Origin of the sequence: Halomonas sp. SH5A2 (assembly GCF_014263395.1) — a bacterium.
Lineage (GTDB): Bacteria > Pseudomonadota > Gammaproteobacteria > Pseudomonadales > Halomonadaceae > Vreelandella.
In genome coordinates this window covers 3,820,180-3,833,835 of record NZ_CP058321.1, presented here as the reverse complement: position 1 = coordinate 3,833,835, position 13,656 = coordinate 3,820,180, and the positions used below count along the sequence as shown (strand labels likewise).

Sequence of the window (13,656 nt, the reverse complement as noted above, 5' to 3'; positions counted from 1 at the left end):
TCACTCCTTAGGCTGAGGCTCTTTGTGAGATGAATCATTATCGCGCGGATCGCTGTAATGGTAATAACGCTCGATAGCGCCTCGAGTGATGATACCTGAAATACGCCGCTGTTTCGGCCGATGACCGTGGACCACGTAAAGCGCGTCCAGAGCGTCATTCTGCAACGTCAAAAAGGCTTCGGAAAGGGTCGCTTGTAACGCGATAGGCGCCATCTCAAGCCGCTCCCCGGGTATTTCCAATAAATCGATCAACCCTTCAACAGAGGCGTTATCACTTGACGACTCATCGTGCTCAATCATCCAACGCGCCAGCGCAGCGGCTTTAAGGCCAAGAACCGGCTTATCGGCACTGGAGCGTTCAATCACCAGCCATATCGGGTTATTTTCTAGTAAGCGGCGCGCCTGATCCGGCGTTATCATCCTCGACGTGCGTACCAGGTGACGCTCCATCACCGCGGGCACCGACACCCTGGATAGCGCCTGCATCAGCGGTTGCTGTAACGGGTGCAGCCCGTAGCGCACGCTGCTGATAAAAAACCCTTCGCAACCGGTTAACTGGCGCGACGTCAGGCAGGCGACCACCACCGCCAACATGCCCGGCAACATGATCCCCGGCGAATGAGTGAGCTCCAGGAGTGCCATAAGCGCCGCCAGCGGTGCCTGCAAGACAGCCCCCATCATCGCCGCCATCCCAAGCATTGCATAAATGCCGGGATCAGCGGCTTTGCCCCCCCATAGCCAGCCTCCCAATAGACCACTCAGGGCGCCGGTAGCAGCCCCTATGACCAATACCGGGCCAATGATTCCAATAGGTACCCCGCCAGCAACCGTCAGAGCCGTTACCACCAGCTTTACCGCAATCAACGCCAGTAGCACCTGAACCGCCAACTGGTTATTGAGCGCGGCGGCCACACTGTCGTAGCCGATACCTTGCACCTCGGGAAACCAGATGGCAGCCACACCGGTAATCAGCGCAACAACGCCCAAACGGCCCCACAAGGGCCACTGCTGAAAACGCTGCAAGCGCGATAAATGAATAAAACCGCCGGCCAGCAAACCCACCACCAAGCCTGTCATCACGACCCAGGGCAGGTTCATTAATGAACCAAAAACAACGTCGGGGATGTGAAACGCCGGTTCATTGCCATACACCATTTGCGCCACCAGCGCGCCCATCATGGACGCCAATATAACCGGCATAAAGCTCATCATCGTGTACTCCATCATCACCACTTCCATGGCGAAGATGACCCCGGCAATCGGCGTGTTGAACGAGGCTGAAATCCCCGCGGCGGTGCCGCAAGCCACCAGTACCCGTAAACTGTTGTTGGGTAGACGCATCCGCTGGCCAAGACCACTCGACGCCGCTGCCCCAAGATGAATGGCAGGCCCCTCGCGACCGGCCGAGAGGCCGCCCAGAACGGCCACGGCGCCCAGCCACCATTGGTTGAGCCAGTTGCGCAGCGGGAAACGGCCTTGATGGTAGGTCAAGCGCTCGATCACATGGCCCACGCCAAGCTTGCGGGCCGCGGCTTTTTGGCGATAAAGCAAGGTGCCGATCAGGCCAACGGCAATGAACGGAAGCGCCGCGCGCCCCCAGGGCGCCAGCGATTCAAACGCTTCCGGGTTACCCTCGGGCATATAAAGCAATGCCCCCGCCGAGAGCAGCAAGCGAAACACGACCATCAAGGCACCGGTAATCAGCCCCGACACCAAGCCCAATACGCATAGCTGCGGAAGCGCATCGACATTGGCCAACTGGCGCCGAAAACTGTCTAAGGTGAAATCGGATCGGGAAAAACGCGCCACTGGCGACCATCCTTGCTCTTGTGTCTATACACTCTTGTGTATCATAGCTGGATACGCATAAACAGCTTGGTATCCTATGCTTAAGCCGTTGGCGATTCGATTTGCGCTCAAAATCTGCAAGGAGTCATTGTGATTAAGGTAGGCATTGTTGGCGGCACAGGCTACACCGGCGTTGAACTGCTTCGGCTTCTCGCCCTGCACCCCCACGTCGAAGTAGCAGCGATCACGTCACGCACAGAAGCGGGCGTGAAGGTCAGCGACATGTACCCGAATCTGCGTGGGCACTACGACACGCTGGCGTTTAGCGAGCCCGACGCCAAACAGCTGAGCCGTCTGGATGCGGTGTTTTTCGCCACGCCCCACGGGGTTGCTCACGCACTAGCAGGCGAACTACTGGATCAAGGTACCCGCGTGATTGATCTCTCAGCGGATTTTCGCCTACGTGACGCCGACGAATGGGCGCAATGGTATGGTCAGCCCCACGGTGCGCCTGCCTTGCTTGGCGAAGCGGTATACGGCCTGCCCGAAATGCATCGTGAAAAGATCAAAACGGCGCGTCTGGTAGCCGTACCGGGCTGCTACCCTACCGCCGTTCAGTTGGGTTATCTACCATTGTTGGAAGCCGGTTTGGTCGATGCCGGTCGGCTGATCGCCGACTGCAAATCAGGCGTTACCGGTGCCGGTCGCGGGGCTAAAGTCGGTTCGTTATTGGCCGAAGCCAGCGAATCTATGAAGGCGTACGGTGCTTCTGGGCATCGCCACCTGCCCGAAATCCGCCAGGGCCTGACAGACATTCAGGCCGGTGCCGTCGGCCTGACCTTCGTACCGCACCTGACGCCAATGATCCGCGGTATTCATGCCACCCTGTATTCGACGCTCAGCGGAGCGCACGGTGACCTTCAGGCACTTTTTGAACGTCGCTACGCCAACGAGCCCTGCGTTGACGTCATGCCTGCTGGCAGTCACCCGGAAACACGCAGCGTGAAAGGCACCAATACGTGCCGTATCGCGGTTCACCGCCCGGAAAATAGTGACACGGTAGTGGTGCTGTCGGTAATTGACAATCTGGTGAAAGGGGCTTCGGGGCAGGCCGTTCAAAACCTTAACCTGATGTTTGGCTTTGACGAAGCCACCGGCCTCAGTGCCCCGGCTGTCATGCCCTAGCATCCGTCGAGGCGGTTAATAGTTGACCCTTTTGCTAGGTTTTACTCATAATTAGTATTCATGCAGTCTATTCGCTTCGGGGCGCGCTTTTATCGCCAAGCGATAGCCGCCCCATTCGCTCACGGGAGGTAGCCATGAGCAGCGCAGAATCCTTCGTTCCTACGCCACTATTGTTGTCCGATAGCGCCCAAAAACGCATCAACGCCTTGATGGCAGAAGAAAACAACTCAACGCTTAAACTACGCGTTTATGTCACCGGCGGTGGCTGCTCGGGTTTCCAATACGGCTTTGATTTTGCCGATAACGTTGCCGAGGACGATACGGTTATCGAATTTGGTGACGCCGCTCTAGTGGTTGACCCGCTTTCCTACCAATACCTGGTGGGTTCAACCGTTGACTACGAAGAAGGCCTGGCAGGCGCACGTTTTCGCGTGCAAAACCCTAATGCCACCACTACCTGTGGTTGTGGCGCTTCATTTATGGTGTAGCGGCTTCCCCTCAAATGTTGGGCAGCGTCGACCCAACGTTTACCGCAGTTCCAACCCGTGACTTGACGCCCTGGTCGTTTCTCGCCAAGGTTATTATGTCAATAACAGGCTTAGATACCAGTCGCAAAGCGGTACATACTGCTTTGCTGGCGCTTTGCCATACAAACCACGGGGAAAACCTATGAAATCGCTGTTATCACGCACCGTACTTCCTTTATCCGCCCTGACGCTTGCGTTGGGTAGCGTCACTGCTCAAGCGCAAGAGACGCCCACCGTCAATGTCGCCACTGACCCAAGCTTCGTACCGTTTGAGATGATGGATGAAGACACCGGCGAAATGGTCGGCTTCGACATGGATATCATCAACGAAGTGGCTGACCGGGCGGGCTTTGAAGTCAACCTGACCACCATGGACTTCTCCGGCATTATTCCGGCGGTGCAAACCGGCAACCAGGAAATTGCCATAGCCGGAATCACCATTACCGAAGAACGGGCAGAGGTCGTCGACTTTTCTGACCCCTACTACGATTCAGGCCTGCGAATCATCGTTCGCGCCGATAGCGACGTTGAAGACATTGATGACCTGGAAGGCATGACCATCGCCACCAAAACAGGCTCCACCAGCTACGACTTCCTGGAAGAAAAGTTTGGTGACAACGCCGAATTTACCCCCTACCCCGGCACTTCTGACATGTACATGGCGCTGCTGGGCCGCAACGTCGATGCCGTCTTCTACGATGCCCCCAACGTGGCCTACTTCTCGCAAACCCGCGGTGAAGGCCGAACTAAAGTCGTGGGTCCTCTCTACGAAGGCCAGCAATATGGCATCGTCTTCAACAAAGGCAGCGAGTGGGTCGAACCCACCAATGAAGCCTTGGCTGAAATGCGCGAAGACGGCACTTACGATGAAATCTATGAAAAATGGTTTGGTGAAGCGCCCAGCGACGAATAATCAACGCTGATCGTTCTTTGACCATTTCATCAGGGCCGGGCGGCCTCGCCCCCGGCCCTGTTCGTTTGTCTTCTCATCTCTCAGGAGAACGCGCGTGGAACCGAGCTTTGAGTTTAATTGGGCAGCGACCATTAACTCGATTCCCCATTTGCTACCGGGGATCCCCTACACCCTGCTGATTTCTTTTGGCGGGCTCGCCATCGGCTTTTTTATCGGCATCTTCTTTGGTCTTCTACGCATCAGCCCCTTCCGTTGGCTGCGCTGGCCCGCCATTGTCTACGTCGAAGTCTTCCGCGGCACCCCTATTCTGGTTCAAGTGCTGTTTATCTTCTACGGCCTGCCTCAATTGTTAGGAAGCCCTATCAATGCTCTCGTTGCCGGTATTGCCGCCATTGCGGTGAATTCGGGGGCTTATATTTCCGAAATCGTGCGGGGCGGCGTTCAATCCATTGAACGTGGCCAGCGAGAAGCCTCACTGTCGCTGGGTCTGTCACGTACCCAGGCGTTTCGTTATGTTATCTGGCCACAAGCATTTCGCCGCATGATCCCGCCACTGGGTAACCAGAGCATCATCAGTATCAAGGATACCTCCTTGTTTTCAGTGATCGGGGTGGGTGAGCTAGTTCGTCAGGGTCAGGTTTATATTGCCAGTACCTTTACCGCGATGGAGGTCTACTTGATGGTGGCCATTATGTACCTCGCTATCACCTGGACCCTTTCAATCCTCTTGCGCCAGCTTGAAAACAAAGGCTTGGTAGGTCAATAAGGAGACGCACAATGAACGATAATGCTCAGCAGATTGTGCGTATGCAGAAGCTCAATAAACACTTTGGCAGCCTGCACGTACTCAAAGACATTGATATGCACATCACCCCTGGCGAAGTGGTTGTGGTGATCGGTGCAAGTGGGTCGGGTAAATCCACCCTGATCCGCTGCATCAACGGGCTGGAAGAGTTTCAGGCCGGTTCGCTGGAGGTGGACGGTAACGAGTTGCTACCCAACGGTAAGAGCAGCAAGGCACTGCAAACCATCCGCACCGAAGTCGGCATGGTGTTCCAGCAGTTCAACCTGTTTCCTCATTTAAGCGTTATCGACAACATCACCCTCGCTCCCATGAAAGTACGCGGTTGGAACCGCTCAGACGCCCTGGAAGCGGCCAAGCGCCTGCTCGACCGCGTAGGGATATCCGACCAGGCGGATAAGTATCCCAGCCAGCTCTCTGGCGGTCAGCAACAGCGTGTGGCACTGGCACGTGCTCTTGCCATGGAACCGCGGTTAATGCTGTTTGACGAGCCTACCTCGGCGCTGGACCCCGAAATGATTGGCGAGGTGCTGGATGCCATGCGAGAACTCGCTAAAGAGGGCATGACCATGGTCATCGTCACCCATGAAATGGGCTTCGCGCGTGAAGTCGCCGACCGTGTGGTATTCATTCACCAAGGGGAAATCACCGAAGAGGGGCCTCCCGAACAGCTATTCGATACGCCTCGACACGAACGTACCCAGTCGTTTTTAGCCCGGGTACTCAAGCACTGAGTTAGCCAAAAAATACGCTCGATAAACGACATTTAATGGCCTGTGATCAACACAGGCCATTTTTTTGCCTGTGGATAATTTATTTTGATGGTTTACCTAAATCTGCTGTAAACCTGCACCATGCCCCCTTCGAACTCGATACCATCGTACTTCCTTCACTTGTTCACAGTCGCGGTAACAACCCCGGTATAGACGAGTGGAAAACCCGTGTCTCATCACATCGGTGGATAAAGCAAGCTTTCATCCACAGGCCCAACACCGTTTCTACTCAGTTAGTCCGCCGTTTAATCATGTAAAAGTCAACAATATAACTATTTGATAATTTTAGAATTAAATTGCTTATCAACAGATTTCATCCACACTAGTAGTAACAACATCAATAGAACTTCTCTTATATTATATTTATGTTGTTATTAATAAGGGCTGCGGAACAAATGAGGGTGTGGAAAAAACTGACGGTTACCCACAAGGGGTTTATACTGGCGGGCTTATTGAATTAAGGTGCTCATGCACCGACTCAACTCATCCGTGCCTGATGGCACAAGACGAGGTGTCTCTTGAATTACCCTGACCGCTTTGACGTGATTGTCATCGGCGGTGGCCATGCGGGAACTGAAGCCGCGCTGGCCTCTGCTCGTATGGGCTGTCAAACCTTATTGCTTACGCACAACATCGAAACACTCGGCCAAATGTCGTGTAATCCGGCCATTGGCGGGATCGGCAAGAGCCATCTGGTCAAGGAAATTGATGCGCTGGGCGGCGCCATGGGGCTTGCCACAGACGCAGGCGGCATTCAGTTTCGTGTCTTGAACGCACGCAAGGGTCCAGCTGTTCGAGCAACTCGAGCCCAGGCTGACCGCGTACGCTACAAAGCAGCCATCCGTGGCATGCTTGAAAATCAGCCAAACCTGACGATTTTCCAGCAGGCTGCTGGCGATTTGATTGTGGATAACGACACGGTTCGTGGCGTGGTGACGGAAACCGGTATCCGGTTTCACAGTGAGTCCGTGGTTCTATCGACCGGTACTTTTCTCGGCGGTGTGATTCATATTGGGCTTGATCAAAGTCGCGGTGGCCGAGCGGGCGATGCGCCATCAAACGCCTTGGCTGAGCGACTGCGTGCCCTGCCGTTCCGGGTTGATCGTCTGAAAACCGGTACACCGCCGCGCATTGATGCCAAAAGCGTTGATTTCTCTCAATTTGAAGAGCAACCCGGCGACACGCCAACACCGGTAATGTCCTATCTCGGCTCGAGGGAAATGCACCCCAAGCAGATGAGCTGTCATATTGCTCACACCAACGAGCGCACTCATGAAATCATCTTGGCGAACCTCGAACGTTCGCCGATGTATTCGGGCGTTATCGAGGGCATCGGGCCCCGCTATTGCCCCTCGATTGAAGACAAGGTCCATCGCTTCGCCGATAAATCGAGCCACCAGATATTTATCGAACCCGAAGGCCTGGATACCAATGAGCTGTATCCCAACGGTATTTCCACCTCGTTACCGTTCGATATACAGCTTCAGGTTGTGCGCTCGATCAAGGGAATGGAAAACGCCCATATCACCCGGCCTGGCTACGCGATTGAGTACGATTTCTTTGATCCACGGGATTTGCAGCATTCCCTGGAAACCAAATTTATCCACAACCTGTTTTTTGCTGGGCAAATCAACGGCACAACCGGTTACGAAGAAGCCGGTGCCCAAGGCTTGCTCGCAGGGCTGAACGCGGCACGCCGTGCCAAGCAGCTGGATGCATGGTATCCACGTCGTGATGAAGCTTATCTCGGGGTTCTGGTCGATGATTTGATTACCATGGGGACCAAAGAGCCCTATCGTATGTTCACCTCACGAGCGGAATATCGCCTGCTCCTGCGCGAAGATAACGCGGATCTGCGGCTTACTGAAAAAGGTCGCGAACTGGGGCTGGTGGATGATGTCCGCTGGGCGGCATTCAGTAAAAAACGCGATGCCATCGAGCAAGAGTCGGCCCGTCTTGCCAGTACCTGGGTACAGCCGAAAAGCCCGGCTGCCGCTGTTATCGCTGAACATACCGGTCAGGCGTTGAACCGCGAGTACCGTTTGAGCGATCTGCTTAAACGCCCGGAACTCGACTATGCGACCCTGACCCATCTTCCCGGTCTGGAAGCTTGTCCGGTGACAGACGAGGCCGTCGCTGAACAGGTTCAGATTCAAGCAAAGTATCAGGGATATATCGATCGTCAGCAGGACGAGATCGATAAACTTAAACGCCATGAGGCGATGCCCCTACCCGCTGATCTGGACTATCAACGCATTGAAGGCCTGTCCATTGAAATTCGCCAAAAGCTGAGCGAAGCACGGCCTGAAACCCTCGCCCAGGCGGCGCGTATTTCGGGCGTTACGCCCGCGGCCGTATCGATTTTGCTGATCCAACTCAAGAAACGTCGGCTTATATCGACGCCCGAGGTAGCCAACAGATGAGCGGTGTATCGACGCTGTTTTCCAGTTTACCCAGCCAGGTTGCGACGCGGCTGGATGAAGGACTCAGCGCATTAGGCACCCCAATAACAACCCAGCAGCGTGATCAGCTGCTGGGTCTGCTTGCGCTATTGCACAAGTGGAACCGGGCTTATAATCTCACCGCTGTACGCGATGTTAACGACATGGTACCGCGCCATGTGCTGGACAGTGCGGCCGTGCTGCCATTTGTCGAAGGGCCCAAGCTTCTTGACGTTGGCGCAGGGCCAGGGTTGCCAGGACTGGTTCTGGCCATTCTCAAGCCCGAACTATCCGTGACCCTTCTGGATAGCAACGGCAAAAAGGTCCGCTTTCAGCGCCAGGCGGTGATGGAACTGGGATTGTCGAACGTTATCCCCGTTCAAGCACGGGTAGAACAGTTTGCCGAAAGCGTCTTTGATCAAGTGATTTCGCGAGCATTCGCCAGTTTGGTGGATTTTGTTAATCTGACGCGCAAGCTTCCGACTGCCGAAGGACAGTGGCTGGCAATGAAAGGCCCTGGTGCCAATGAAGAATTGCGCGATCTGCCGGGCGATGTTCGGCTTCACGCGAGACACACGTTAAATGTCCCCTTTGAGACGGCCGAGCGACAGCTGTTGATTCTGACCCCACAAGGAGTTGAGTAAGTGAGCCAGATCATTGCCCTGACCAACCAGAAAGGCGGCGTGGGCAAGTCCACTTCAGCCGTTAACTTGGCGGCCAGCCTCGCCGGACTCGACCGCCGTGTACTGCTGGTGGATCTTGATCCGCAGGGGCATGCCAGCATGGGCAGTGGCATCGACAAACACAGCTTGGAAAAAAGCGTTCTCGACGTCCTGTTGGGTGAGGCGAGCGCTGCCGACGCGATTGTCCGGCAGCCGCCCGTGAAGTATGACGTGCTACCCAGCAACGGTGACTTGACCGCTGCGGAAGTTGAACTCATGCACTCAGACCAGCGTGAAAGTGGCTTGACGACGGCGCTGTCGGGCGTTTTATCACAATACGACGTCGTGCTGATTGACTGCCCGCCATCGCTTAATATGCTGACAGTGAATGCCCTTACGGCGGCTCACGGTGTGTTGATTCCGCTGCAGTGTGAATTCTATGCACTGGAAGGCCTTTCGGCACTACTGGATACGGTCGAGCAGATTAAACAGAGCATTAACCCTGATCTGGCTGTCTCCGGCATTTTGCGCACCATGTACGATAAGCGCACCAGCCTGACCCGTGAAGTCGACAAGCAACTGCGCGATTATTTCGGCGATGCACTGCTGAAAACCACGATTCCGCGTAATGTTAAAGTGGCCGAAGCGCCTAGTCATGGCCTGCCGGTTACCCAGTACGCGCGCTTTTCGCGCGGCAGCCAGGCCTACCGTGTGTTAGCAAAAGAGCTAATTCGTCGACTCGCGCTATAATCACCACGACTGATCTATTTATCACGAGGGAATGCCCATGACGCGTAAACCCGCGCTAGGACGTGGCTTGGATGCTCTGATCGGTGCTGGTGCCCGCCGCCGCGATAGCCTTGAATTAGCGGCAGGTTCATACTCACCGGCTGACAGCGATGGTGCTGGTGAGACGGCTACCTCGGCGAGTCAGGAACGCCTTGAACGTTTGCCGCTTGGCCAGCTATCACGGGGTAAATATCAGCCGCGCCGCGATATCCAGCCGGAAGCGCTAGAAGAGCTAGCTGACTCGATCCGTGCTCAAGGGGTCATGCAGCCCATCGTAGTGCGCCCGATTGGCGAAGACCGCTACGAGATTGTGGCCGGCGAACGCCGTTGGCGGGCGGCTCAGCTTGCTGAATTGGACGTCATCCCGGCGGTTATCCGGGACGTTAGCGATGAAGTTGCCCTGGCGCTGGCATTGATCGAAAACATTCAGCGCGAAAACCTCAATGCCATTGAAGAGGCAATGGCGTTGAAACGGTTAGGCGATGAGTTTGAAATGACTCAGCAGCAGATGGCGGATGCGGTCGGTAAATCGCGCACTCAGGTGGCCAACCTGTTACGCCTGCTGGCGCTGGATAACGAAGTACAGACGCTGCTTGAGCGCGGTGACCTGGATATGGGACACGCCCGGGCCCTGCTGACACTCAATAGTGCTCAGCAGCGTCAGGTCGCCCACGAAGTGGTCAATAATGATCTGACCGTTCGGGCCACGGAAGCGCTGGTTAAAAAAGTACAAAGCCAACCGGCAGCGTCCACACCACGGCGTCAGGCAAAAACCCCTGACGTGGCGCGTCTGGAAACGCAACTGGGTGAACTGCTCGGTGCGCCTGTGTCCATTGATCATGGTCAAAGAGGGAAAGGAAAAGTCACCATTCGCTATACCAGCCTGGAAGAATTGGACGGCATCCTGGGACACATTAAATAGCTCGCTATTAATTTATAAATAGCAGGCTTACTAACAACCTGTGGAAAAGGCTGTTTTTTCCCCCTTTGGTCGCATTTAGGCACTTGAACGCGTGAAATACCCACAACGTCGGTTGAAGGTCTCATGCCCCTTCCCTATAATCGCGCAAGATTTGTGCAGGCTGCGCAAGGTTGTTTATTGCCTGTCGACATAGCTTTTAATACAGCTTGATGGGCCGGAAAGACATGCAGCGACTGGAAACGTTACGACGACAGGCTTATGTCATCCGGCTAGCGATCGCCCAATTACTTGTTGCATTGGTCGGTACCTTGCTAGCGTTGGTTGTCGCTGATAGCGGCAGTGCGACATCGGTAACGCTAGGCGCGTTGGTGGCGTTCTTGCCTCAAGTGTTTTTTGTCCAGCGGATGGCGGTTTTTAAACAACGTGTCCCCGCGTCGCAAAGTGCACTCAGGCTGTTTCGCGCCGAAGCAGGCAAGTTTGGTTTGACGGTGGCACTGTTCGCAGTCGTTTTTATTACCGTACCCCCCTCAAACCCAGCTTTCTTTTTTAGTGCTTATATCGCGGTTGTTCTAATGCATTGGTTAGCACCCTGGCTGATGCCTAGAAAATTGCGCAACTGATCGAGGTGACAAGTCCATGGCCGCAGGAAACGAAGTCTCATCGACTTACTATATCCAGCACCACTTGCAGAATCTGACCTTTGGAAAACACCCGGAAAACGGTTGGTCGCTGGCAAGCTCTGCCGAGGAAGCCCGCGAAATGGGCTTTTGGGCGATTCATCTGGACACCATGGGCTGGTCGATTGCCATGGGGCTTTTATTTATCTGGGTTTTCCGAAAAGCAGGCAAAATGGCCACCACGGGTGTACCGACTGGTTTGCAGAATGCCGTTGAGATGGTGGTTGAGTTTATTGAAAACCTGGTCAACGCCACTTTTCATGGCCGTAACCCGTTGATTGCACCACTTGCCTTGACGCTGTTTGTGTGGATTTTGCTCATGAACACGCTAAAAATCATACCGGTGGATTATTTTCCAGAGCTATTCGCCCGCCTGGGCGTCGATTACATGAAAATCGTGCCGACCACCGACCCCAATGCCACACTGGGTATGGCATTAGGTGTGTTCTGTTTGATTATCTTTTATAGCTTGAAAGTCAAGGGCGTAGGAGGCTTTGCCAAAGAGTTGTCCTTGACGCCGTTTAACCACTGGGCTTTGATTCCCTTTAATCTGGTGCTCGAAATCATCGGTTTACTGGTGAAGCCGTTGGGCCTTGGCCTACGTCTATTCGGTAATATGTTTGCCGGTGAGGTTATCTTTATCCTGATTGCCCTGTTGCCGTTTTGGGCCATCTGGCTGCTGGACGTGCCTTGGGCCATCTTCCACATCTTAGTGGTAACGCTGCAGGCCTTTATCTTTACTACGCTTTCGGTTGTATACCTGAGCGCAGCGCACGAACATCACTAACCAAGCAGTGTCGTTTTCATTAACCCTCAACCCTTAACCAAAACTTAAACTCAGGAGCAACATCATGGAAATGGTTTATCTCTCCGCTGCAATCATCATCGGTCTGGGCGCACTGGCTACCGGCATTGGCTTCGCCTTGTTGGGTGGCAAATTGCTTGAGTCCACCGCGCGTCAGCCGGAAATGGGTGACCAACTGCAGACCAAAACCTTCATCATGGCCGGCCTTCTGGATGCGGTACCGATGATCGGTGTTGGTATTGCGATGTACCTGATCTTCGTTGTTGCCGGTTAATGAGAACATTGCCGAGCGGCCTGTCCGCTCGGTTTTGTTTCACTCCGGTCGCCACGAACTTGTCAGAGGTACATTCCTGTGAATATCAACATGACGCTAATCGGGCAGACGATCGCCTTCGCGATCTTTGTCTGGTTTTGCATAAAGTATGTGTGGCCACCGATCAGCAACGCGCTCCATGAGCGTCAGAAGAAAATTGCTGATGGCCTGGACGCAGCCAGCCGTGCTTCTCGCGATCTTGAAGTCGCCCAAGAGAAAGCCGAGCAAACCCTGCGTGAGAGCAAGGAACAGGCGTCTCAGATTCTTGAGCAGGCCAACAAGCGTTCTGCTCAGATCGTTGAAGAAGCCCGCGAACAGGCCCGCGCTGAAGGCGAGCGTCTGGTAGCAAGCGCACGTTCCGAGATTGATCAAGAAGTGAACCGCGCTAAAGAGGATCTTCGTGCCCAAGTCTCTCATCTTGCCATTATCGGTGCTGAGCGCGTCTTGGAAGCGTCGGTCGACGAACAAGCCCATCGCAAGTTACTTGATGAGCTTGCTGCCGAACTGTAAGGAGGTGAACCATGGCGGAATTACTGACCGTCGCTCGTCCTTACGCTAAGGCGGCGTTTGAATACGCGCGCGATCATGAGGCGCTGGATAACTGGTCGAATGCGCTTGCATCCTTGAGCCTAGCCGTTACTGACAGTGACGTGCATCGCCTGCTGGGTAACCCGAAACTGGCAACTGAACAGAAAGCAGAACTGCTGGCGAGTGTGTTGCCCGATGGTGACGACGCTATACGGCGGTTTCTGGACACCCTGGCAGGCGAAGGTCGTCTCAATGCGCTGCCATACATCGCTGATCAGTTCGAGCGCCTGCGCGCTGAATATGAGGAGCGGGTAGAGGTGACGGTGATATCGGCCTACAAGCTTGATAGCAAGCAGAAAACCAAGCTTTCTAACGCGCTCAAGAAACGTCTGAATCGCAAAATCTCCATTACTACTCAGGTGGATAAAACGCTTATTGGCGGCGTTATTCTACGTGCTGGCGATACCGTCATTGACGGGTCGGTACGTGGACGATTGAACCGCCTTTCCGAAGCGTTAACCGCTTGAGTCT

At 54.6% G+C, this 13,656-nt stretch carries 15 protein-coding genes; 14 read left to right on the top strand and 1 reads right to left on the bottom strand.

Annotation, left to right across the window (positions count from 1 at the left end; genetic code table 11):
• Complete coding sequence (locus HXW73_RS17670; protein WP_186254326.1) at positions 1-1,809, bottom strand: chloride channel protein; 1,809 nt, start codon at positions 1,807-1,809, stop codon at positions 1-3.
• A gap of 129 nt (positions 1,810-1,938) precedes the next feature.
• Here HXW73_RS17670 and argC point away from each other — a divergent pair, with 129 nt between their 5' ends.
• The 14 genes from argC (at position 1,939) to HXW73_RS17600 (ending at position 13,652) form a co-directional block, all read left to right on the top strand.
• On the top strand, positions 1,939-2,973 hold the full coding sequence (gene argC / locus HXW73_RS17665) for an N-acetyl-gamma-glutamyl-phosphate reductase (protein WP_186254325.1): 1,035 nt from the start codon (positions 1,939-1,941) through the stop codon (positions 2,971-2,973).
• 134 nt (positions 2,974-3,107) lie between these two features.
• Positions 3,108-3,461 carry an iron-sulfur cluster insertion protein ErpA gene (gene erpA, locus HXW73_RS17660; protein WP_186254324.1) on the top strand — a complete coding sequence of 118 codons (354 nt, stop codon included), beginning with the start codon at positions 3,108-3,110 and terminating at the stop codon, positions 3,459-3,461.
• Positions 3,462-3,642: 181 nt separating this feature from the next.
• A complete protein-coding gene (locus tag HXW73_RS17655; protein WP_186254323.1) occupies positions 3,643-4,413 on the top strand; it encodes a transporter substrate-binding domain-containing protein in 771 nt (256 codons plus the stop codon).
• 94 nt (positions 4,414-4,507) lie between these two features.
• Positions 4,508-5,179, top strand: coding sequence for an amino acid ABC transporter permease (locus HXW73_RS17650; protein WP_186254322.1), 672 nt, complete (start codon positions 4,508-4,510; stop codon positions 5,177-5,179).
• 11 nt (positions 5,180-5,190) lie between these two features.
• Positions 5,191-5,949 carry an amino acid ABC transporter ATP-binding protein gene (locus HXW73_RS17645; RefSeq protein WP_274600581.1) on the top strand — a complete coding sequence of 253 codons (759 nt, stop codon included), beginning with the start codon at positions 5,191-5,193 and terminating at the stop codon, positions 5,947-5,949.
• Between the two features lie 557 nt (positions 5,950-6,506).
• A complete protein-coding gene (mnmG, locus tag HXW73_RS17640) occupies positions 6,507-8,411 on the top strand; it encodes a tRNA uridine-5-carboxymethylaminomethyl(34) synthesis enzyme MnmG (RefSeq protein WP_186254321.1) in 1,905 nt (634 codons plus the stop codon).
• Positions 8,408-9,073 (top strand): 16S rRNA (guanine(527)-N(7))-methyltransferase RsmG, encoded by a 666-nt coding sequence (gene rsmG, locus HXW73_RS17635; protein WP_186254320.1) that lies wholly within the window; start codon positions 8,408-8,410, stop codon positions 9,071-9,073. Before mnmG ends, rsmG begins: the two co-directional genes overlap by 4 nt.
• Entirely contained in the window at positions 9,074-9,841 is a 768-nt protein-coding gene (locus tag HXW73_RS17630; RefSeq protein WP_186254319.1) for a ParA family protein, read from the top strand. It abuts the gene before it with no gap.
• 37 nt (positions 9,842-9,878) lie between these two features.
• The gene (locus HXW73_RS17625; protein WP_186254318.1) at positions 9,879-10,802 is read left to right on the top strand and encodes a ParB/RepB/Spo0J family partition protein; all 924 of its coding nucleotides are present in this window, start codon (positions 9,879-9,881) and stop codon (positions 10,800-10,802) included.
• A 224-nt stretch (positions 10,803-11,026) separates the two neighbouring features.
• A complete protein-coding gene (locus HXW73_RS17620; RefSeq protein ID WP_186254317.1) occupies positions 11,027-11,422 on the top strand; it encodes an ATP synthase subunit I in 396 nt (131 codons plus the stop codon).
• 16 nt (positions 11,423-11,438) lie between these two features.
• Positions 11,439-12,266 carry a F0F1 ATP synthase subunit A gene (atpB, locus tag HXW73_RS17615; RefSeq protein ID WP_186254316.1) on the top strand — a complete coding sequence of 276 codons (828 nt, stop codon included), beginning with the start codon at positions 11,439-11,441 and terminating at the stop codon, positions 12,264-12,266.
• A 64-nt stretch (positions 12,267-12,330) separates the two neighbouring features.
• Positions 12,331-12,558, top strand: coding sequence for a F0F1 ATP synthase subunit C (gene atpE / locus HXW73_RS17610; RefSeq protein ID WP_089701275.1), 228 nt, complete (start codon positions 12,331-12,333; stop codon positions 12,556-12,558).
• A gap of 78 nt (positions 12,559-12,636) precedes the next feature.
• On the top strand, positions 12,637-13,107 hold the full coding sequence (locus tag HXW73_RS17605; protein ID WP_186254315.1) for a F0F1 ATP synthase subunit B: 471 nt from the start codon (positions 12,637-12,639) through the stop codon (positions 13,105-13,107).
• 11 nt (positions 13,108-13,118) lie between these two features.
• A complete protein-coding gene (locus HXW73_RS17600; RefSeq protein ID WP_186254314.1) occupies positions 13,119-13,652 on the top strand; it encodes a F0F1 ATP synthase subunit delta in 534 nt (177 codons plus the stop codon).
• The last annotated feature ends 4 nt before the right edge of the window (positions 13,653-13,656 follow it).